The sequence below is a fragment of the Bradyrhizobium sp. C-145 genome (assembly GCF_023375135.1).
GTDB lineage: Bacteria > Pseudomonadota > Alphaproteobacteria > Rhizobiales > Xanthobacteraceae > Bradyrhizobium > Bradyrhizobium zhanjiangense.
In genome coordinates this window covers 1,559,706-1,580,818 of sequence record NZ_CP088150.1, presented here as the reverse complement: position 1 = coordinate 1,580,818, position 21,113 = coordinate 1,559,706, and the positions used below count along the sequence as shown (strand labels likewise).

Sequence of the window (21,113 nt, the reverse complement as noted above, 5' to 3'; positions counted from 1 at the left end):
TCTTCACGGTGCCCGCCAGCGTGAACCGGCGGACCCCATGGCACGAACCGTGGGCCCGGAATACGGAGCGACCCTAGGCGTATTCATCGCCGCTTTTTGCTCTGCCTCAAGCACTCGGCCTCGAAGACCTTCCAGCTCGGCAAGTTGGGAAATAAGCATTTCGAGACGCTGGCGAAGTACAACAGCAGCATCGTCCGCTCGACCGCAGGCACTCATTGCAGCCCCCTCGTTGTTGTTTCGAATTGGCCCTCCGTTGGGCGGTCGGAGCATTGCACTCGCCGCGTTGGCGCGCACTAACATGTGGCAAGATTGATCGCGGTGGCGATACGGCGCGCAGTGCGGGGTCAAAGACGGCCCCGGCCGAGGTTCTGGGGGCGTTGAGGCCGGGGCCGTTGGAGGTTCTTGGCGATAATGGCATCGCCAAGAACCACAAGCTACGAAAATTAGACCATCAGTTCTGTTCGCTTTCGCGACGGTGGCTATGCCATTCCCACGCGGCGCGATAGCAAAGAGTAAGACCGCCCGAGGTAGCCTCGAAAAAGAGACCGCCCGAAGGCGGTCTGACATTTCCTAGAGTCTTGAGGCTACGCCCTCTCGGACGCCAGTTCTTCGGTTTCAGGCTCCTCCTTGGAGGAATCGATGATCGCGGTCTGCGTCATTCTGCGCTTGACCTGTTCGCATGTCTTGCGGACGTCTTCCGTGAACAGCGCGCATTCTTCGATGCGTCGGAAGATCTTCCGGCCTTCTTCACGGTAACCTGCCGCCGTTTCGCGCATGAAAGCGATGGCATCATGCACCTGGGCTGTCAGGGCCTCGCATTTTCGCGCCGCGTCGATCAACTCGGTGCCCATCGCCTCGATCTCTTTTGCAGCGGACTCGTAATCGCGAAGGACCGCCTCTGCACTGAGAGCGCCGACGCGCGTGACCCCTTCCGTGTGCTCGACGTAGTCCGGCAATGCAATTGAAGCTAATGAACTCCCCGGGCGAACGGCTGCAATGTCCGCCTCGAGTTGAACCAAACTCACATCTTCTCTTCTTCGCAATTGTTCAACACCTGCCATGGATAGACTTCTCCAATACACACCCCGAGCGCCCAAGAGCAGTTAGTGTATTACGGGGATAAAGTGTATTCTAACTCCATATGCACTTGACAGCCTCAGCTTTGCCATAGTGCTGCAATCGCAGGCGCAACGCGCCATCCACCAATGTAGCGCGAGCTATGACCGTTTGAGCGCCGCCTTGAGGGATCAATTCTAGTCTAGCTCGCCGATCGACGTCCGGGCCCCACCCGTGCTCGTCTCGCCTCCGCTATCCCGGCCAGCCGCCTTCGACGAGATCATGGCGACCGCGGTCAAGCGCCAACACGAACCCCAGCGCATTGTCGGCGACCTGCTCAACGCCGAGATCAACGAGAAGCAGGCCCGGTCGATCAACTACCAGCTCACTATCGCCAAGCTACCGCTGGCCAAGGACCTCGAGGACTTCCAGTTCGACTGGCACGCCAATCAACCAGACGCTCGTCAATGACCTCGCCGGCGGCGGCTTCGTCGCCCAACAACGCAACGTCGTGCTGGTCGGCGGCGCCGGCACAGGCAAAACCCACCTGGCCATTGCCATCGCCAGAAGCTGCATCCGATCCGGCGCCCGCGGCCGCTTCTTCAACGTGGTCGACCTCGTCAATCGCCTCAAGACCGAGACCCGTAACGGACGGCAAGGACGGCTCGCCGAGCATCTGACCCGGATGAACTTTATCAGTGCTGGACGAACTCGGATATCTGCCCTTTGCACAGTCCGGCGGCCAGCTTCTGTTCCACCTCCTCAGCCGGCTCTATGAGCGCGCCTCCGTCATCGTGACCACCAATCTCGCCTTCGGCGAATGGCCGAGCGTGTTCGGCGAGCCGATGACTTCATGATGCGTCCTTCTTCGAACGCTTGGTGCGTCGTACCCGATTGCGAAGCTGACCGATTTGTTCGTCTGAGAGCTCGATCTGCCATGGCTGGCCTTTGGTTAACCGATAGACGACCTGCCAGCATTCCGCGCGCAAGATAATCGAAGATTGTTTGCGGGGTTACTCCAAGCTCAGCCGCTGCGCCCTGAATCGAGAAGCTGCCGTCGGGCCAGCGCATCGGATTCTTGTCCACGCCGTTGATTTTGACGGTGGGAATGCCCCAGCGGGTGCGCAACAGCCAGACGTTCTCGCCTTTGAAGGCGCAGCCTCGGGCCGCGACAAAGCTTTCCTGATTGAGTATTGCCGCGATCTCGCCATCCATTTTGTATTCAGCATTCAACTCGACGATCCGTCGCCGCAACCGATCAATGTCGATATAGTTGCGGTAGGTATGAACGCGCCGTTGTACGTGATGCTCGCTGGTTGCGCCGGTCTGCCAGACGATCCTGAGCCACACCTGACCTCGGGTCCGCTTCTGATCAAGAACGACTTCGCGGATGACAAATCGCAGAATGCGCTTGCGATCGGCTGCCGACGTGGTGGCCGCATTCCAAATCCGCGGCAGGTTCTCGCCGAGCGCTTGTAGCCCTGCGCGTTCCGCCGGGCCAATCAGAAGCGGCTCTTGCGCGCGCCAACGCGCATGCTGCTGCTCGACCGTCTCGACGACACGCAGCTTCTCTTCCCAAGCCCGCTCAAGTGAGCGCGCCACAAGACGGTTCTCGGGCTCGACGGCGTCATACTGACGCCGGGCGCGCTCGGCCTCGTAGCGGGCGCGCTCCACGCGAAGCACCCACTGACGCTCGAGCTGACGACTCTCTTGCTCCAGTTGGCCCGCCGCCGCGAGTGCGATCTCAATCTGATCCGGCACCAGGGCATCGAGGAGCATCCGTTCGACCAGCGCATCAACCGCCAAGGCCCGGACTTCCTGACATAGTGCACTGCCTTGCTGGTCCCGATCCGAGCGGCAGCAATAGACCGGATAGTCGGCATTCGGGCCCGTGTAGCGCATGCTCATGCGCCGTCCGCAACGGCCGCAGATCGCAATTCCTTGTAACAGGGCTGCCCCCTTGCGCGGTACGCCAGAGTGTCCTGCCTCATAGCGGAAGATGTTATCTGCCAGTCGCCCCTGGTTGGCCATGAACTCCTCCCAGCTGGATATAGCCTGGGTGAGCGGCGTGGAGGCAAACCGCCCAATCCCCGATCGCCACCTTGACCGTTCCCGTCAGCGATCCCGGCCGGCATCGGCTCGGATCCTTTTGCCGACGGCCATAAACATACGCCCCAGCATAGGCCGGATTTTGAAGGATACTAAGGACGCGTGCACTATCTGGCGCACGCCAGACGATCTCGTGTGGAGATGGTCCAAGCAGCGGTCGAACCGGCAAGGATAATCCGTTCCTCTCCAAGTACCGCATCACACGGCGAGCGCTTTGCAGTTCCCGGAATTTGGCAAACACGAGATGAAGACGGGCCTGCACCTCCTCATCGGGATTGAGAACAATTGTGCCGGCTCGATCATAGGCGAGCCCAGCCGGCAGGGGCAGCCGCAGTTCGCCCCGTGCCGCCTTCTGGCGTTCTCCTTGGTGAAGGCGCATCCGAAGCTGATGCAGCTCCGCCTCGCTCATGATGCCGGACAAGCCCAACAGCAGGCGGTCGTGGTAGGCGCGCGGATCGTAAAGCCGCTCGCCATCCGCAATGAGCACGCCGAACACCGAGCACAGCTCGAGAAGCTGATGCCAGTCCCGGTTATTGCGGGCCAAGCGAGAAGCGTCGAGGCTCACCACAAGGCCGGCGTTGCCAAGGCCGATCTCGGCAATGAGCTTCTGGAAACCATGACGATCCACAGCGCCAGCACCGGATTTGCCCAGATCCTCGTCAATGACCTGGACGCGCTCCGGCGGCCAGCCCAGACCGATGGCGCGATCGACGAGGCGGTACTGCAGCTCGGTGCTCTCCTGGTGCTGGCGCACCTGGTTCACGGATGACTGCCGCACGTAGACATAGGCCAACTTGGCTCGGTGCGCAGTCGTGAGCCGCTCGTCAGCGACGGTCGAGCTGATCAGCACGACCCAGTCCCCTTCCGGGCGTGCCGGCAACCGCTTGCATTCGCCGCAGCAGCGTGGCGAGGATTTGAGCGATCTGGGTCTGCGTCGCGGTCGATAGATTCGGCCACAGGCGCGGAATGTCGGCCGTCGGGCGGCCGGGTGGATTTGCCAACGTCGGCAGCGGTCGATACGCAACGCGACCTGGAAGCGGTCGGTGGGTCATCGCGAATCACCTTCTCGTCGAGAAGACCCAGACTCGCGCTCAAATGTTGCATCAATGGGATCAGCGTACGTGCACTGATGCGCGGCAGATCGGCGGCGTTCGGGTGGGGCGTGATCGGCGTCTCGGCAAGATCCGTCGACGCGATCCGAACCGCCCGCGGCCGGCCGTCCGGCAGCGCAACAACGACGTAGGCAGGACCGCGCCCCGACCGCTCCTTGAGCACCTCAAGCCGGTGCCCAAACAGAAAATGATGCGGGTCGGTGATCGTGACGTGAGACACGACCCACTCAAGAATAGGGGTACTCTGACGTGTTCGGCGACGCCAAGATGACCACCGCGTTGCTCGACCGGTTGACCCATCACTGTGACATCGTCGAGACCGGCAACGACAGTTGGCGATTCAAAAGCCGAGACGACGATCACGCCACCCGCGCTCGTCTCGCCTCCGCTATCCCGGCCAGCTCCGACGAGACGAGCGCTACCGCCAAACTCCGCCGCGCGAAGGGGTCAAAATTGGGCTCTGACTCACTTTTGATGCAGTTTGGGGGATGTCTGGCGCTTTGATTGGGGAGAATCAGCGAAGCACTCCACCGCTCCAGTCTGGTGCCGCGTGGGTTTGTTGTAGAGAGTGCGTACTACGAGGGTGATAAGGCCATTGTTGTGGTCCGGGCGTCCGGAAGCGTTGGTCTATGTCCATCGTGCGGAGCAGTATCCCGGCGTGTCCATAGCCGCTATCGAAGACGCGTGACCGATTTGCCGCTCTCGGGGCGGATCGTCCAGCTCCTGGTAATCGCCCGCCGCTTCCGCTGCGACGCCGTTCTGTGCGGGCGCCAAATCTTCACAGAGCGCTTCGCTGAAGGGGTACTGGCACCATCGGCGCGACGCACGGCGAGGCTGGACTCTATCATTCATCACCTCGGCTTGGCGCTTGGCGGTCGACCGGCAGCAGACTTCGCAAGGCGGCTGATGCTGCCGGTGAGTAAGGATACTCTGCTGCGCGTGGTCCGACGCCGTCACCGCCCCCCGGCTGACCCGCTCAAGGTTATCGGCATTGATGATTGGGCCTGGCGGCGCAATCACCGATACGCCAGCATCATCTGCAACCTGGAAAGGCGCCGGATCGTCACCCTGCTGCCAGATCGTGAGCCCGCGACAGCCCAAGCCTGGCTCGCCGCTCATCTCACGATCGCTATCGTCGCTCGCGATCGCGGCGGGGATATGGCGAAGCTGCGGCAAGGGCCCTCCCGCACGCGGTACAGGTCGCAGATCGTTGGCATTTGATGGAGAACGCCAGTCGGGCCTTCCTCGACGCCGTCCGCAAATCGATGCGCCAGATCCGCAGCGCAATCGGGGCGACAACCATCGATCCCAAACTGCTCAGCGCGGCCGAGCGCCTGCAGTATGAAGGATATCTTCGCCGCGAAGAGACCAATGCGACAATCTTGGCCCTGTCGAAAAGCGGAACGCCGATTAAGCAGATCGTGCGCCAGACTGGTCATAGCAGGAAGCTGGTTCGTCAGGTGATCCGTGGCGAACGCCACGATGTCTTCCGGACCCGGCAGAGTTCGCTCGATCAGCACCTGCCATGGCTCGACGACCAATGGGCCGCCGGCTGCCGAAACGGCGCTGAACTTTGGCGGCGCCTAAAGGCGCGCGGCTTCCGAGGCTCTCTTCGTGTCGTCGCAGAATGGGCAACACGCAGGCGGCGGGCCGAAAAGGCCGACGCACAAAACCTTCACCGGATCCCGTCGGCCGGAACGATCGCTCGTCTCATGACGATTGGACGTGATACGCTCTCGAAGGCAGAGACGGTCACTGTCGCGGCGATCGAAGCTGGCGTACCAACCCTGGTCGAGGCACGCGAGATCATCGCCGAATTCCATTTGATGATCCGGCGCAGAGCTGCCGCCGAGCTGTCACCGTGGATCGAGCGCGCTCGCGCCAGTCTCGTTGCCTCATTCGCCCGCGGCGTTACGAATGACGAAGCGGCGGTTCGGTCGGCGATCACCTTACCTTGGTCCAACGGACAGACGGAGGGGCAGATCACCCGCCTCAAACTCGTCAGGCGGCAAATGTACGGCCGCGGCAAAATCGATCTGCTCCAAGCCAGGCTAATCGGCGCAGAATAGAGTGGAGCTGCACCAAGATTGCGTCAGAGCCAATGTTAGAAGCCGATGGGGGTCAAAGTGCGGCGCTTATTTACAGCTTCGGGTGGTGAGCGTCGCGCAACACTGCTCGCACTCGGCAAGTCCGACCTAAGCAAATCGTACGCCGATCCGGCGCGCTTTGCGCCAAACAATTTGGCAAGGAACATGCGACCGATCGCCCGACACGCCCAACGTGAAGCTCTCGGGGATACCGGCCTGACTTTCGACCTCGATCGCCGCACCCGTGGGCGACAAATTACGGACGACGCAGTCGATTGCGCCGCCACCGAACTCGATTGAGCCTGCCTTCAACACTCGCTGAGGAGGTACGACGCACATCTGTCATGGTGCCAGTTCCGCGTCGCTTGAAAGGTGCGAAGATTGCGCATCTCCGATTAACGCCGCCTTACCCGGCCGTGCGGTAAGACTGCGGGGGTTGCGGGAGGGCCGGCCGTGTGCGCACGGAATCTTAAGGGCGACAGGGCACCATCGAGGGGCATTCTAGAGGTGAGTTGGATGTCATGAGGCGACTCTATCGTTGGCTGGCGAGATCGCCCGGCTCGCCGCTTGCGCTGCTTGGCATCCTGCTTTCCGTCGCGACGATCGTTCTGTTTCTTACCGATCTCAGGAGTCGGTATTGGGACCGCATCGCGGCAGCAAAGACCGACGCCCGCAGCTTTGCGAAAGTTCTCGCCGAACACACCGCTCTGACCTTCGAGGACATCGATCGGGTTCTGCTGGAGGCGGAGGCGATCCGAAGAAATAGCCTCTCGGGAAGGTATGCTGATACGGGCGCAGCGAACCTTGCATTGCGGCAGCTTCAGAAGAGCTCCTCCGTCATCGTCGCCATTGGCTGGACCAATGCGGCGGGTGATCTTCTCGCCAACTCCTACGGCCACACGCCTCCGCGCAAGAATATCGCCGACATGCCGCATTTCGTCGCCCAGCGCGACGATCCGGCCACCGGCCTCTTCATCGCGCCCCCCTACCGTTCGGCGGTCCGCGACAAGTGGTTCAGCGCCGCATCACGCCGGTTGAGCAATCCGGACGGCAGCTTTGCCGGCGTGGTTGCGGCTCCGCTGGATCAGTCGTACTTCACGAAGATCTATCGCTCCATCGACCTTGGCAAAGATGGCTCGGTCGCCCTGCTCCATCGCGAGGGCCGCATCCTTGCGCGGGAGCCGGAACAGCGGGAGGCGATCGGAAAATCCGTCGCGGACGGGCCCTTGTTCACCCAGTATCTGCCAGTGTCGGAGACCGGCTCCTACGAGTTGACGAGCCCCGTTGACGGCGCGGAACGCATCGCTGGCTACCACGTGGTTTCCGGGCTGCCGCTCGTAGTCCTCGTAACGTACGCTCGCGCCGAGATTCTGGCGCCGTGGTACCGGCATCTCTATACCTACGGTCTGGTGGTCATCGCGGTCGTCACTGTTATCCTGTTTGGCACGTTTGTCCTGGTGCGACAGAGCGACTCGATCGCCGCAAAGACGAAAGCCTTGGCCAAGACGAACTCTCGCTTTGACGCCGCGCTGAGCAACATGCCGCACGGCCTCAGCATGTTCGATGCCGACGGACGGTTGCTGGTTTCGAACAGCCGCTATCGCGCGATGTACGATCTGACCGAACAGCAGGTTAGGCCTGGAGCGCCTCTGAGCGATATTGTCAGCCATTACAACACGAGCGGAACGGATTTCAGCCTCAACGAATTCCTGGAAGGCGCAAGGGAGCGGACGGCGCACATCCTCACCCTGGCCGACGGGCGCGTCATCAAGATACTGCGGACCCCAATGAATGACGGCGGCTGGGTCGCCACCCATGAAGACATCACGGAGAAGCGGCGCGCCGAGGAACGGCTGGTCCAAAATGCTGAAGAACTGAAGCGCGCCAATGACCGGTTCGATGCTGCGATCAGCAATATGACCCAAGGACTGTGCCTGTTCGACGCCGGCAAGAACCTCGTCGTATCGAACCGGCGCTATCAGCAGATGTACAATCTTCCAGACGAGTTGGTGAGGCCAGGGACGCCGCTGCAGCGGATCCTGCAACACTATGCTGACCGTGGCGAGACCAGCACCCTGACGGTTGACCAGCACGTCCAGTTGATGCCGACGCAACGGCGCCAGGAGTACGAACTCAAGGACCGCCGGCAATTCCTGATCCAGCGCAAGCCGCTGCCCGATGGCGGTTGGGTTGCAACGCACGAAGACATCACCGAACAGAAGCGCGGTGAGCAGCTACTTGCCGAGAAGGCCGCCGAACTCGAGGCGATGAACATGCGCTTCGATGCCGCCCTCAACAACATGTCGCAGGGGCTCTGCATGTTCGATGCGGAGCAGCGGATTGTGGTGTCGAATGCGCGATATGGCGAGATCTATCATCTCAGCCCGGATAAGGTGAAACCGGGGACCTCGCTGGCGCAGATTCTCGAGTATCGGCGTCAAAAGGGCACGATTTTCGCCGACGTTGCGCCTGACGTTTACCGCAGTGTCAACGTCAAACAGGCCAAGGAAGTTCGCGAGCTCGTCGATGGCCGCGTGGTCTCGATCTCCCGACATGTGATGCCAGACGGCGGATGGCTTACCACACACGAGGACATCACCGATCGGGCCCAAAACGAGAAAAGGATCTCGTTCCTGGCGCAGCATGATTTGCTCACCGGTCTGGCTAACCGGGCGCTGTTTGCCGAAAAGCTTGACGATGCCGCAAAACGATCTCAGCGACACGGCATGAGCTTCACGGTGTTGATGCTCGACCTCGACAAGTTCAAGCACGTCAACGATACGCTGGGACATCCCGCCGGCGATCAGTTATTGGTTCAAGTCGCGCAGCGGCTGAAATCGTCCCTGCGTGAGGCTGACGTGCTGGCCCGTCTTGGCGGGGATGAGTTCGCGATCATTCAGGAAGGCGAAAAGAGCCAACGCGAGGGCGCCATTGCACTTGCTCTGAGAATCATTGGACTGGTCGAACAGCCGTTCGATCTCAGCGACAACAATACGGTTCGGGTCGGAACGAGCATAGGAATTGCGTTCGCGCCCGAACATGGTACGGATGCCGAAGGTCTGCTGCAAAAGGCGGATGTCGCTCTGTATGCCGCAAAGACGGGCGGGCGCAACGATTTTCGTATCTTCCAGTCGGAGCTGACGGAAGCCGCCGACCTGCAGAAGTCGATGGAAACTGAATTGCGGCAAGCGGTGGCCGGCAACGAGTTCGAGCTTCACTATCAACCGATGATCGATGCCAGAACGCGCGCAATTTGCGGCGCAGAGGCGTTTGTGCGCTGGCACCATCCGACGAAAGGTATGCTGCAGCCGGATCAGTTCCTCCCGCTCGCCGAGTCGATCGGACTGATGCTGCCCCTCGGCGAGTGGATCTTGCAGCAGGCCTGCCTGGATGCCGCCGCTTGGCCCTCGCCCATGAAGGTCGCCGTGAACATCTCCCTCGCCCAGTTCGCCAGGGGCAATCTGTTCGACGTTGTTCTGTGCGCCCTCGTGGATTCCGGCCTGCCGCCGAGCCGGCTCGAGCTCGAGATCGCAGACGCTGCGTTGCTGGAAGCCGGCCAGTCCTCACACCTGCTCACCCTGCGTCAATTGAAGAATCTGGGCGTTTCAATTGTGCTCGACAGCTGCCTGGTTGGCTATGCCGCAGCCACCGCCCTGGCTGGTTTTCCGCTCGACAAGATCAAGATCGACAAGCCGGTCGCCCAGGGCCTCGCGCACCGTCGAGATTGCGCGGCCGTCATCGCATCGATCCGTGCCCTGGCGCAGGGGCTTGAGGTTGCGACCGCGGCCAAGGGGATCGAGACCCGAGAGCAATTCGACGCCTTGGTTGCCGCTGGCGTCGATTTTGCTCAAGGCTATCTGTTCGGCAGGCCCGTTCCACTTTCAGAACTCGATTTTGATGCGATGATTCCGCTGACCAAGGCTCGTCTCAGCATCGTACATTCCTACCCGGACCGCCGGGCATGAACACGCCCGATAATCTGATAGGTCAGCTCGAAAGCATGCTGGCGACCAAGGATATCTCGAAGCGTGCCGAAGTCCTGCGGCGCGTCACCGACCTGTTCGTGTACGGTTCTGGCAAGTTCACCGACAAGCAGATCGATTTTTTCGATGATGTCATGGGCAAGCTCATTGAACATATCGAACTGGCCGCTCGGGCAGCATTTGGAAGCCGGCTCGCCAAGCTTCCTGATGCTCCGGGCAGGATCATGCGGTCGCTGGCGTTCGACGATGCCATTGAGGTCGCAGCACCGGTCCTGGCGCATTCCTTGCGGCTTGATGAGGCCGCGCTGGCGGAGAACGCGCGAACAAAAAGTCAAGACCATATGCTCGCGATCGCGGGCCGGAGCGTTCTGACCGAACCGGTGACAGACGTTCTGGTTCAGCGAGGGAACAATGAGGTTGCGGTTAAAACAGCCAAGAATCGGGGCGCGAAATTCTCTCATTCCGGCATGTCGCAGCTCGTCAAGCGAGCCCACGACAATGGCAACCTTGCACTGTGCGTCTGGTCACGCCCGGATATTCCCCGTGCAGAGCTTCTAAAGCTTTTCGTCAATGCTTCGGAGGTCGTAAGAGGCAAATTGGAGGCGGCGGATCCGCGGAGAACTACACTGATCCGGGCCGCAGTGGCGGAGGCGTCGGAGGAAGTCCAGACGACGGCACGCGTCGGCTCGAACGAGCATGCCGATGCTGCGGCCCATGTACGGTCGATTCACGCCATGGGCAAACTTGACGAGGCACGATTACTCTCTTTTGCCCGCAGCCGCTGCTTCGACAAAACGGCTGTCGCCCTTTCCCTGATGTGCGATTTGCCGATCGGGCCAGTGGAGCGCGCGTTGGTGCAGAGCGAGCCGGACCAACTTCTCATTCTCGCCAAAGCTATCGACCTTTCATGGGAAACAGCGAAGGCTCTCCTAGCCCTGCACCTTCGCCTCGAGCACGTTCCGAAAGAGCGGCTGGACCGGTGGTTTGCGAGCTTTTTCCGGCTGCAACCGAAAAGCGCTCGCGCTGCACTCCAGTTTTTTCGGCTGCAAGAGAAGGCGAAAATGGATTCGGTGCATTAGAGGCGTGTCCTAGCTCCGTCATACGCTGTTCCTGCAACTGACTGGATCCCGTCAGTGTTCGGGATCGTCACGCTACTTGCGGCAACACGCCGGACGCTCACGCCGCCTGCAGAGAACCCAGAAAACGCTCGACCTCGGACTTCAACTGTTCGGATTGGCACGACAGCCCATTCGCCGCCTCGAGCAGCCGTGTTGTTGCGCGGTTGTTTTCCTCAGACGCGCGATTGACGCTGACGATGCTCGTATTGACATCTTTGGTTCGGTCGTTGGCCTGTTGCAGGTTGCCGGCAATTTCCCGCGTCGCTGCACCTTGCTGATCGACCGCGACTGCGATCTCGCCGGAGATCTTGTCGATCTCGGCGATAGTGCCACCGATCGCGCCGATCGCGTTCACGGCGTCACCCGTTGCGGTTTGGATGTTCTGAATCTGTGAGGCAATTTCCTCGGTCGCCCTGGCGGTCTGATTGGCCAATGCTTTAACCTCGCTGGCGACGACCGCAAATCCCCGGCCATGTTCGCCGGCGCGTGCGGCCTCAATGGTCGCGTTCAAGGCCAAGAGATTGGTCTGCCCGGCAATGTTCTGGATCAGGGTGACCACTTCGCCGATCTTCTGTGCACCCGTTGAAAGGCCTTCCACGACGGCATTGGTGCGCCGTGCTTCCGCAGCCGCCTTGCCGGTGATTCGGGCGGCGTGCGCCACCCGTTCAGCGATGTTGTTGATCGAAGCTGTAAGCTGTTCGGTGGCTGAGGCAACGGTTTCCACGTTCATGGACGCCTGCGTCGATGCGGCGGCGGCGGCTGCGGCCTGTCGCGCGGTTTCCGCGTTGCCGTCATTCATCGACGCGGACAGTTCCTGCATCTGGTTCGCCGCCACGGCAACGGCCTCGACGACATCGCTGATCTTGCGCTCAAATCCAACGGAGAGTTCCCGTCGTTTTGCGTCCCGCTCCAGCTTGGCCCGTTCGATTTCCATGCGATCGGCATTGGCCCGCGCTTCAGCGGCGCTCGCGATTTCGGCCTCCGCAGTTTTCTGCGCCGCCGTTTCGAACAATTGCGACAGCGTATGGGCGAGCCAGATCAATATGCCGGCTTCGATAAGCAGGATTGTGGCGTGGAGAACGACGCGGCCGAGGTCCGCGCCGCCGGGATACACGGCCGCCGGCAAAATGTAGTTTAGCGTCAGATGATGCAGCGCGACCGCCACTGTGCCGGCAACTATCGGTCGGAAATCGCAATAGGCCACCAGGATTGCGAGCGCTGCAAAGAAGTACATGTGCATGTCGACTTGCCAATGATGACCCGCGAACTGAAAGACAAGCATTGACACGCCGGCCATCAAGGCCACGGCAAAGACCAAGCGGGTTGAAGTGCCATTCCCGCCGATACGCCACGACAGCGTCGCCGTCAGGGCCATCGCGACCATGAAGGAGCAAGGCATAAGCCAATTGGTACCGAGCCTCATACCAATGATCGCAGCAAGCGGCACATGCACCCAGAGTACGGCGAGCAAGATCGTGCTGGTGGACTGGCGCAAGCGTCCCAATTCATTGCCTTCGAAAGTCATTCTCTGTCCTCAACTCATTTGTCAAATCGTCTGCTTCAAATCATCTGCTCTGAGGCAGGCAGCGACCGCCTGCGGGTCAAGCATCAGCCAGGCGCCGGCTTGGCGCAGCCGTGTCAATCCATCATGATCGTCGGGCCGCACCACCAAGAGAACGGGTATGGCGGTGGTCCGGACAATGGCGGCATTGGCGGATGCCGCGGCCAGGAAAACTTGCTGGGCGCCCCACCATGGCGGGAAAGCCACTGCCACCAGCTCGGTACCCGGGCGCACCTGCAGCGACAAGGCCGCGATGACGATCCAACTCGCGATCAGCAGCGCCGCCGCATTCAGCCAGGTCGGCAACTGCGTTCTGCGAGTGATTTGACCGGATCCCATTTTAGAAGACTAACGCGACGAGCCTAATTGAGGGTAAACTTGCAGGTTGAAGGATCGTGTCGATGCTCGCATGGCATAGACCGAAAACATCGACGTGCGGTGGGAAGTGATCAGCGGTGGCGCTAGATTTTGGTGCCTACGTTGCAGCAGACCTACTCCGGCGAGGGTGCTTCCGGCCGCCTTACCAATTTCGCTTCACGAGTGTTTCAAGAAAGCCGAGGTCGGGCAATCAACAAAGCATGGCTCAACCCCGGTGCCCATCGTGGCATTCCGTTCAGCCCGCAGACCAATGCCCCCGGGACCGACCGTTCTGACCTTTATCTGCCACAGACTCTAACTGGCAAACACATTGCGCCAGCGATCTTTCTTAAGGCCTTTTCTCAATGCCAGGATTGTAGACGCAACTTGAGTAGCAGGCACCGGACGACTGATCAGGTAGCCTTGTGCCTCGTCGCAGCCTTCCGCCTGCATTTGGTTCAACTGCTCGATCGTCTCCACTCCCTCCGCTGTCGTGGTCATGCCGAGGCTTTTCCCAAGGCCAACGATGGACCTGACAATCAGCTTCGATCCAGTCATCGCCGCCGCATCGCGGACGAACGATTGGTCAATCTTGAGTTTGTCAAACGGAAAGCCGCGGAGATAGCTGAGTGAGGAATAACCGGTCCCAAAATCGTCCAAGGCGATTCGGAGGCCGTGGGCCTTCAGCTTATGGAGCGTTGCAATTGTCTCCGCGCTGTTCATGAGGAGAACGGATTCCGTGATTTCGAGTTCAAGCCGGTGCGGAAATAGCTTCGAATCCGCGAGTGCGTTGGCGATGATCTCGATGAGGCGTGGGTTTCGGAACTGGGCGGCCGAGACGTTGACCGCAAGCTTGAGCTCATCCGGCCACATGGCGGCCTGTTCACAGGCACGATTGAGCACCCACCGCCCGATCGGATTAATCAGGCCAGTTTCTTCTGCGATCGGAATGAACTGGTCGGGAGGTACCAGCCCCCTTTGGGGATGAGCCCAGCGTAGCAGGGCCTCGAAGCCGCTGAGCCGGTCGCGGCGCAGGTCATACAGCGGCTGATAGAACAGGACGAACTCCTCCTTGTCCATTGCCTCGCGCAGGTCGAGCTCCAGCGCCCGGCGCTGCTGCAAGCTCGCATCCATGGCGGGTTCGAAAAATCGCCAGGTTGCCCTGCCGTCGGCCTTGGCCCGGTACAGCGCGACGTCGGCATTCTTCAGAAGCTTCTCGCCCGTCGCACCGTCGGTGGGCGCCACCGAAATACCAATGCTGCACCCGACGACGACAGGATGTCCATTCAAGTCATAGGGTTCTCCGACCTGCTCGACGATGCGACGGGCGAGACGCTCGGTATCTCCCGCGTTCTGGATACTCGCCTGGATGATCGCGAACTCATCCCCGCCCAAGCGCGCAACGGTGTCGGCCTCCCGAACGCATGCGCTCAAGCGGTCGGCCACTGCGCAAAGCAGCGCGTCACCGACGGGGTGCCCCAAAGTGTCATTGACCTGCTTGAAATTATCGAGATCCAGACAGAGCACGGCAAAGGTCGAAAAAGAAATTAGTAGCGCGTCAACGATTTGGCAAAGGAGTTTCCTTCTCTAAGAACGCGAGCAAGGACGTCGTTGGGCTACGCTTGTCAGAGAGTCGTGCGCCTGTCCTAGGACCCTTCAAGTCGGCACCTGAAGAGTGAGGACAAGCAATTGTGGCATTAGATACGCGTTTGCGTGCAGCAGCATATAGAGTTTGGATGAAGACTAGCTAAGTGCTGCCCCTGCTTTGGGCGTGAAGGTTTTTGCCTACGTGCAGGGCCACTTAGCCCCGCGAATAGAGATCCGCTTTGATGAGGCCGGACCGATGATCGCGCCTCGAACAAACGCTGCTGAGACATCGGGAAAATTCTTACCATGCAGTCACCATCCACAGGTGCACAGGTGTGCCAAAAATTTGAGTGGTCTTCTGTGTGGCACTTTCTCTGGCCTTCGTGTGGTCATAGTGGCCCTACTGCGGACCTCGGTGGTCATGCGTGGCCCACCCGCCAGGTGGGTGGACCCGAGATCGGACGGGCTGCCTCATCGAGTAAGCGGAGACAGAGCAGCTTGGTACGACGGCTGGCGATCGTCTGCGGTCCAACTTAACGAGCCGTTGTCCCGACCCGGCTCTTTAAGCTGGACCCTCAACGCGACTCGCTTCTCCCCCTTGAGATGGCCGATTTCAGAAAAGCGTAGGTGGCGCCCTTCCGGTCCGCATTTGGTAGTCGCCGTTTGCGAGTTCGGAGCGCGCGATCATTCAACTTTGCACGATCCGGTTGGTGGTTAATTGGCCCTATCCTGGCTTACGTGTGGCCCCGCGTGTCCCCCGGGTGGCGCCGTTAACTTCCGCCACCTACGTAGCTGCATCATGGACATCGACCTGAAACGTCTGCGCGGCGACATGAAGCGGTTAAAAGCTGCTCGCGTCGCCTCGCCGATAGGCAAAATCAAGACAGGCGCGACCGAGATCATCCGGAGCAATTTCGACGAGCTTGAGCGCTTGCACCGTGAGGACGGTGCGACCTGGACCGAAATTGCCAGTGGTCTGGCGGCACAGGGTGTCACCCAAGGGAAAGGCCAACCGCTTACGGGCCGTCGGCTGACCGCGTTGATGCATAACATCAGAACTCGCGCAGAGAAGCTGAAGGGCAAGGCTATCGTGCGAGATCGGACGCAAATTCTGCCCGAACGCTCCCAAAAGGACGGCCGGACCGCCAGGAAGACGGTCTCGCTCAGCCCAGAGATGAATAGACCGCTCGGCGGCAGCGTGCCGGACCAGACCATCAGCGAAGACGAGATCCGACGCACCGAGCTTGCTAAGCACGCCCACCTTCTCGGCAAGCGCTGATCGGATAACGCAGGCATTTTCAATTCGTCTGCAACCCGGACCGGCCTTCTTCGCTAGACCTCCTGCTTCACCCACGTGGCAGACCGCCCAGATTGCGGTCGCCATTCAGTGCCTCAGGAGTAGTCCCCTTGCCACGCCTTTTGCTCGTTGCCCAAGAGACCGGCGGTGTCGGTAAGTCCACCCTCACCCGCGGGGTCGGGGAAGCTGTACCCGACGCGCCGATCATCGAGCTGGAGTCGACGCCGCGAATCCTAGAGTACGACCACGGAAAGACCAAGGGTGCGAAGCGGGTTTCGCATTTCCCGGTGCGTGCCGACCGGGCATCCATCGACCGTACCGGCGGCCAGGCCGCCCGTGCCGAGTTCGATGGGCCGATCAACGCCATGGTCGGCGCCGAGCTGCCGACCATCATCGATGTCGGCGCCAATACCGCTTCCTCGCTGCTTGCTTCGTTCGACGATGAGTTCGTCACGGGTATCGCCGACAGCGGGATCGAGCTGGCGCTGGTCGTGGTGGTCACCGCCGATGCCGCCGCGTTGACCGACGGCGCCAAGCTTTTGGCGGCGTCGAAGCGTTGGGCCAAGGCTCGCTTCGTGGTCGAGAACAAGCTGCGGGGCGATGTCGATCCCGCGATGCTGAAGCGGGTCGCCGACGGCGCGCAGGTCACGGTGCTGCCGAAGTTCGGGTTCGAACCGCGCACGCTCGGCTTCCTCCAGGCCACCGGGCTCTATGCCATCCCGCAGTTGAAGGCGTCCGACTTCCAGAAGGAGTACGGCTTCAACGAGGCACGGCGCATGGTGAGCGACCTCAAGGCGTTCCGCCTCGCGGTGATGGAAGCGGTTCGGCCCGCAGCGACGTGGCTCGCGTCATGAGCAATCGCTTGGAAACTTTGCGCAAGCGGTTCATCGACGCGAAGGCTGACGCCGACGCGTCGAAACGCGATGTGCGTCAGGCGAGCGCAGCCAAGCTCGCTGAACTTCGGGCATTGCAGGATCCTGCCGCGCAGCTGGCGGGCTTGAAGCATCCGGCGCTGCTTCCCTCCGATCGTCAGGTTCTGGAGCACGCGCTCGCGGACGTGTTGCCGCGCCGGCGCATCCGGTTTCCCCGAGCGATCGCGGCCAGCTTGCGGTCCGCGCTTCGGCACGCGCGCTATCACTGGCGGGGCTTGGTGGCGGTCACCGTGATGTCGATCCCCTTCGCGGCGATCGGCGCCTTCACCGTCCACAATACCGGTCATGCCCAGGTTCATTTCGACCGAGACCTCGACCTCATCTGGGCATTACCGGACGGGCATACCGAACTTCGTCGGCTGACGACCGGTACAGCAGTTGTCGTGATGGGCCGGACTGCGGCTGGAGACGTTCGGCTGCGGCTCTGGTCGCCCGCAGAGGGCCACCTCGAAGCCGTCATGTTGGCAGAAGCCTACGCCCGGCTTGCAATTCCCAAGGAGTAAATCAAATGTTCTGGAAGATCTTCGTGCCGCTCACCATCCTGGCCTTCCTGTTCGGCTTTCCCGTTGCGGAATTCATGGTGCATGGCTTTGACGCCTCGCTGTGGCCGAACACGATCCAGCCTCCATCCCTCTGGTTTACGGCGATGTGGGACAGTTGGGGATGGGATTCGCTGCTCGCCTACCGCGACATGGCATTCGGCCAGACCAAGGCCCTGGGCCCCTATGGCCGAACTGCTCTCGCCGGGATCCTGGCGGGCCCGCTGCTGGTCTTCGTCGCGTGCTTTGTGCCGAACTACGGACCGAGGCGCGACCCCGGCCGCACGTATGGCGACGCCCGGTGGGCGACCCGAAAGGAACGGGGCCGGATGCGGATTGGCCTTGAGCTTGGCCTTGATCCCGACACCCGCCGCCCGATCCGCGTCTCGACCGAAAGCCACCTCATCACCATCGCGCCGCCGCGTACGGGCAAGACATCGGGGCTGTTGATCCCCAATCTCGCCGTTCCCGACAGCAAGGGTTGGTGTGGGCCGGCCATTGTCATCGATCCGAAAGGCGAAGCTTATCGCGCCGTCGCCGCGCGGCGCCGGGCGCTCGGCCGCACGGTACGCTGCCTCGATCCCATCAACCTTGTCGGTGGCACGGACACCTGGAACCCGCTTGCGACGATGAACCCCGAGGACATCCTGCATCTCCAGCGCGTGGCCCGCGCCTTGCTGCCGGAGAAGCCCAATGGTGAGGCGGTGTACTTTCAGAACCGTGCCGTCGATGTCATCGTCGGCGCCTTCCTGGTGGCACACTCTGCCAATTGCGCAACGCCGGCGGATGCCGCGTGGCTACTATCGAACCTCGATACGTTCGCAGAGAGGCTCGCGCGATTGAAGGGAAACGCAGCGGCAGCCGCCAGAGCTGTGCTTGCCATGGACCCGAAAGGCCGAGACTCCATTGTGTCGACCGCAGCCCAAGCCTTCAGTTGGTGCTTGGATAAGCGGCTGCAGCGCCTTACGTACAAGAGCACCTTCTCGATGTCGGAGGTGACGACGGGCGACATGGACCTGTTCATCACGCTGCCGGCCGAGGATATGGAAACGCTGACGCCGCTGACGCGATGGTTGCTCTGCGAACTCTTCACCGCAGTGCGGCGCCGCCGCGCTCGCGAACCCATCGTGTGCTTTATTGACGAGGCGGCGACGCTTGGCCGCTTCAAGGAACTCTTGGTCGCTGCCGGCGAGCTGCCTGGACAAAATCTGCGGCTTTGGACGTTCTGGCAAAGCCGCAGCCAGATCATCGACATCTACGGCGCGGAGGGCGCACGTACGCTGCTCAACACGGCGGAGTTCACTACCTGCTCCGATCTGCCGCTCACCGATCCGGATGAACGCGACTTCCTCTCGCGGTCGATCGGCGACTTCACCTTGACGGACATGGTCGAGACCAGGGACGAAAACACCGGCAAGACGTCTCGGGCGTTTCAGCCCAAGGCGGTGCGCCTGATGACGGAAGATGCGATCGGCCAAGTCCCGCCAACTGACCTGATCGTGTTTCCCAACAGCAAGCGGTACTCGAAACGGCCGATGATCCTGCGCAAGACCGCCCACAACGATTCCCGATTGAGGAGGCATATCGTTGCCGAGCAGCGCTAAGGAATATCGTCGAGAAGGATTTGACTCAACTAAGGGGTGATCGCGGCAGCATCGCCAGATCGAAGCTTCGTGGCGATGATGCTCTTGTTCTTGAAACGAAAGCGCCTGCTAAGGGTCGGGCTGTTCTTCTTCGCGAGCCGGGCCGATAGGCCCGGCGAGCCGCACGCGCGGTCGTGGTCAACCGCCGATCCGTCGCCGGATCGGCGGCAAATTCCCAGCTCTTTCTGAGATGAAGCATAAGCCGTGCAACCAGGTGAGCGGCTGCACGGCTCCTTGCGATGCTTAGGCGGCGGCCTGCTCCAACAATCGCTTCGCCTTGCCCTCAAGCTCGAGCCGTGCATCCTGATGAGCTTTGCCGCGGGCAAGCGCGGTGATCCCCTGCACGAAATCAAGCACGCTCTCAGGTGGACGGCCTTCCTCGTTCAGCACGGTTTCAATGATCTTGGCAGCTTCCGTCTTGGAGAACCCGCGCTTGCGCAGGAAGCTGTCCCGGTCCTCTTCGTTCCGGGCAACGACCTGCTGGCGGGCGGCTTTTATTCCCGCGATGAACGGTGTTGCCGAGGAGTTGGCAAAGCTTGTCAGGGCGGGAGCCGCTTCGTGCGCAAAGCGTTCCGCCGCGAACTTGGAATGGCGGATGGTGATTTGCTCGAAATTCTCCACGCCCCACAGATTGCGATTCATGCAGACGGCTCGGAGATAAAACGAGGCGATGCCGAGCGTTTTTGATCCGACCTCGCTGTTCCAGCAATAAAATCCCCGGAAATACAAGTCCGGCGATCCGTCCGCCAAGCGCCCTGCTTCAATTGGGTTGGCATCGTCGACCAGAAACAGAAATACATCGCGGTCGCTTGCGTAAAGCGTGGTTGTTTCCTTTGTCACATCCACAAAGGGATTGTGGGTCATGGTCGTCCAATCCAGCACGCCCGGGACCTTCCATCTTGTGTCGCCGGTCCCATCGCCGGCGATCTTCATCACGGCGGCCGTCAGTTCGTGATCCCAAATACGCCCGTAGTCGGGTCCGGTCACTGCGCGAAGCTCGACCCGCCCGTCGTCGGCTTCCAGCGTTTTCAAGAGCTCTCCACGATGTGACAGCAAACCGTGTTGCAAATTGATCCCGGCGAGAGGTGCAGGAAGCTGCCGCATGTAAGATGTCGGCGCGCCGACAAGGCTGCATAGCTGACCAAAACTCCAATGTGTCGGCGCGACCGGCTCACTGCGGCCCGGCACTATTAAGGCCAGTCGTTCGGCGTTGTCGCGGCTTGCCTCCACGCGCACGGCCCGGCTTTCAATGGTCCGAGTTCGGGCAAAGTCAGCGCGGCGGCGAACTGTGTCATGAAGATCGGTCAGGCTGAGATAACGCTCGTCGTCGGGGCGGGAAAACCACTCCGAAGAAACTCGGCCGATGCGTTCACCGCGCGAAACATCCACGCGAAAGCCGCTGGAAACCGTTTGCTCGTTCCGGGTCAAGGTCACCACTGTCATGGGTGTTTCTCCTATGGGCTTGGGTTAAAGCGCAGCGCTGCGCTGCAACCCTGCCCGTCGGCGAGACCGGGGTAGCAAGCGCAAGGGCGGCAGGAAGCGGAGGGGGATCACCCGCCCGACGGGGCGCGCACTTGGCGCGCGTCTGCACGCGCCCTGACGACAAAGTCGTTAAGGATCTTCGTGGGCGCGGAAGACCGGGGATACCGCTCCAGCCGGCACCGGTTTCGGTGCTTTACCCTTGCGCGCGCGAGGGCGGAGCCCTTAGGGATCGTCCTGAAAGTGACAAGTA

14 protein-coding genes and 4 pseudogenes are annotated in these 21,113 nt (G+C 61.1%); 9 read left to right on the top strand and 9 right to left on the bottom strand.

The window, feature by feature from the left end:
• Positions 1-584: 584 nt before the first annotated feature.
• Entirely contained in the window at positions 585-1,061 is a 477-nt protein-coding gene (locus LRP30_RS07445; RefSeq protein ID WP_249759870.1) for a hypothetical protein, read from the bottom strand.
• A 277-nt stretch (positions 1,062-1,338) separates the two neighbouring features.
• Between LRP30_RS07445 and LRP30_RS07440 the strand changes: the two are divergent.
• Positions 1,339-1,892, top strand: a pseudogene (locus LRP30_RS07440) (ATP-binding protein); the annotation flags it as partial.
• On the opposite strand, the gene LRP30_RS07435 reads toward LRP30_RS07440, so the two are convergent.
• The 3 genes from LRP30_RS07435 to LRP30_RS07425 form a co-directional block, all read right to left on the bottom strand.
• Complete coding sequence (locus LRP30_RS07435; protein WP_249761718.1) at positions 1,846-2,958, bottom strand: hypothetical protein; 1,113 nt, start codon at positions 2,956-2,958, stop codon at positions 1,846-1,848. The pseudogene LRP30_RS07440 and the gene LRP30_RS07435 sit on opposite strands and share 47 nt — an antisense overlap.
• A gap of 100 nt (positions 2,959-3,058) precedes the next feature.
• A complete protein-coding gene (locus LRP30_RS07430) occupies positions 3,059-4,015 on the bottom strand; it encodes a recombinase family protein (protein WP_249759869.1) in 957 nt (318 codons plus the stop codon).
• Positions 4,009-4,497: a hypothetical protein gene (locus LRP30_RS07425; protein WP_249759868.1), complete on the bottom strand. Its 489-nt coding sequence runs from the start codon at positions 4,495-4,497 to the stop codon at positions 4,009-4,011. The genes LRP30_RS07430 and LRP30_RS07425 overlap by 7 nt, the downstream gene beginning before the upstream one ends.
• A gap of 29 nt (positions 4,498-4,526) precedes the next feature.
• On the opposite strand from LRP30_RS07425, the pseudogene LRP30_RS07420 reads away from it, so the two are divergent.
• Together LRP30_RS07420 and LRP30_RS07415 are read left to right on the top strand one after the other, a co-directional pair.
• A pseudogene (locus LRP30_RS07420) lies at positions 4,527-4,781 on the top strand (ATP-binding protein); the annotation flags it as partial.
• Positions 4,782-4,790: 9 nt separating this feature from the next.
• Positions 4,791-6,346, top strand: a pseudogene (locus LRP30_RS07415) (ISL3 family transposase).
• Between the two features lie 126 nt (positions 6,347-6,472).
• On the opposite strand, the gene LRP30_RS07410 reads toward LRP30_RS07415, so the two are convergent.
• Positions 6,473-6,703 (bottom strand): PilZ domain-containing protein, encoded by a 231-nt coding sequence (locus LRP30_RS07410; RefSeq protein WP_249759867.1) that lies wholly within the window; start codon positions 6,701-6,703, stop codon positions 6,473-6,475.
• Positions 6,704-6,885: 182 nt separating this feature from the next.
• On the opposite strand from LRP30_RS07410, the gene LRP30_RS07405 reads away from it, so the two are divergent.
• On the top strand, positions 6,886-10,329 hold the full coding sequence (locus LRP30_RS07405; RefSeq protein WP_249759866.1) for a PAS-domain containing protein: 3,444 nt from the start codon (positions 6,886-6,888) through the stop codon (positions 10,327-10,329).
• On the top strand, positions 10,326-11,426 hold the full coding sequence (locus LRP30_RS07400; protein ID WP_249759865.1) for a DUF2336 domain-containing protein: 1,101 nt from the start codon (positions 10,326-10,328) through the stop codon (positions 11,424-11,426). The genes LRP30_RS07405 and LRP30_RS07400 overlap by 4 nt, the downstream gene beginning before the upstream one ends.
• A gap of 97 nt (positions 11,427-11,523) precedes the next feature.
• Here LRP30_RS07400 and LRP30_RS07395 read toward each other — a convergent pair whose 3' ends face one another.
• The 3 genes and pseudogenes from LRP30_RS07395 to LRP30_RS07385 form a co-directional block, all read right to left on the bottom strand.
• On the bottom strand, positions 11,524-12,990 hold the full coding sequence (locus tag LRP30_RS07395) for a methyl-accepting chemotaxis protein (RefSeq protein ID WP_249759864.1): 1,467 nt from the start codon (positions 12,988-12,990) through the stop codon (positions 11,524-11,526).
• 21 nt (positions 12,991-13,011) lie between these two features.
• Positions 13,012-13,365, bottom strand: coding sequence for a hypothetical protein (locus LRP30_RS07390; protein WP_249759863.1), 354 nt, complete (start codon positions 13,363-13,365; stop codon positions 13,012-13,014).
• A gap of 333 nt (positions 13,366-13,698) precedes the next feature.
• Positions 13,699-14,922: pseudogene (locus LRP30_RS07385) on the bottom strand (EAL domain-containing protein); the annotation flags it as partial.
• 847 nt (positions 14,923-15,769) lie between these two features.
• Here LRP30_RS07385 and LRP30_RS07380 point away from each other — a divergent pair.
• The 4 genes from LRP30_RS07380 (at position 15,770) to LRP30_RS07365 (ending at position 19,342) form a co-directional block, all read left to right on the top strand.
• Positions 15,770-16,249 carry a hypothetical protein gene (locus LRP30_RS07380; protein ID WP_249759862.1) on the top strand — a complete coding sequence of 160 codons (480 nt, stop codon included), beginning with the start codon at positions 15,770-15,772 and terminating at the stop codon, positions 16,247-16,249.
• Between the two features lie 128 nt (positions 16,250-16,377).
• Positions 16,378-17,121 (top strand): chromosome partitioning protein, encoded by a 744-nt coding sequence (locus LRP30_RS07375; protein WP_249759861.1) that lies wholly within the window; start codon positions 16,378-16,380, stop codon positions 17,119-17,121.
• The gene (locus LRP30_RS07370) at positions 17,118-17,702 is read left to right on the top strand and encodes a hypothetical protein (protein WP_249759860.1); all 585 of its coding nucleotides are present in this window, start codon (positions 17,118-17,120) and stop codon (positions 17,700-17,702) included. Before LRP30_RS07375 ends, LRP30_RS07370 begins: the two co-directional genes overlap by 4 nt.
• Before the next feature lie 5 nt (positions 17,703-17,707).
• Positions 17,708-19,342 (top strand): type IV secretory system conjugative DNA transfer family protein, encoded by a 1,635-nt coding sequence (locus LRP30_RS07365; RefSeq protein WP_249759859.1) that lies wholly within the window; start codon positions 17,708-17,710, stop codon positions 19,340-19,342.
• Between the two features lie 282 nt (positions 19,343-19,624).
• Here LRP30_RS07365 and LRP30_RS07360 read toward each other — a convergent pair whose 3' ends face one another.
• On the bottom strand, positions 19,625-20,824 hold the full coding sequence (locus tag LRP30_RS07360; protein WP_249759858.1) for a DUF932 domain-containing protein: 1,200 nt from the start codon (positions 20,822-20,824) through the stop codon (positions 19,625-19,627).
• Positions 20,825-21,113: the final 289 nt, after the last annotated feature.

Excerpts from the sequence above, each read along its gene's own strand:
- LRP30_RS07445 (WP_249759870.1), bottom strand. The coding sequence starts at position 1,061 with ATGGCAGGTGTTGAACAATTGCGAAGAAGAGAAGATGTGAGTTTGGTT.
- LRP30_RS07435 (WP_249761718.1), bottom strand. The coding sequence starts at position 2,958 with ATGCGCTACACGGGCCCGAATGCCGACTATCCGGTCTATTGCTGCCGC.
- LRP30_RS07410 (WP_249759867.1), bottom strand. The coding sequence starts at position 6,703 with ATGTGCGTCGTACCTCCTCAGCGAGTGTTGAAGGCAGGCTCAATCGAG.
- LRP30_RS07405 (WP_249759866.1), top strand. The coding sequence starts at position 6,886 with ATGAGGCGACTCTATCGTTGGCTGGCGAGATCGCCCGGCTCGCCGCTT.
- LRP30_RS07400 (WP_249759865.1), top strand. The coding sequence starts at position 10,326 with ATGAACACGCCCGATAATCTGATAGGTCAGCTCGAAAGCATGCTGGCG.
- LRP30_RS07395 (WP_249759864.1), bottom strand. The coding sequence starts at position 12,990 with ATGACTTTCGAAGGCAATGAATTGGGACGCTTGCGCCAGTCCACCAGC.
- LRP30_RS07390 (WP_249759863.1), bottom strand. The coding sequence starts at position 13,365 with ATGGGATCCGGTCAAATCACTCGCAGAACGCAGTTGCCGACCTGGCTG.
- LRP30_RS07380 (WP_249759862.1), top strand. The coding sequence starts at position 15,770 with ATGGACATCGACCTGAAACGTCTGCGCGGCGACATGAAGCGGTTAAAA.
- LRP30_RS07370 (WP_249759860.1), top strand. The coding sequence starts at position 17,118 with ATGAGCAATCGCTTGGAAACTTTGCGCAAGCGGTTCATCGACGCGAAG.
- LRP30_RS07365 (WP_249759859.1), top strand. The coding sequence starts at position 17,708 with ATGTTCTGGAAGATCTTCGTGCCGCTCACCATCCTGGCCTTCCTGTTC.
- LRP30_RS07360 (WP_249759858.1), bottom strand. The coding sequence starts at position 20,824 with ATGACAGTGGTGACCTTGACCCGGAACGAGCAAACGGTTTCCAGCGGC.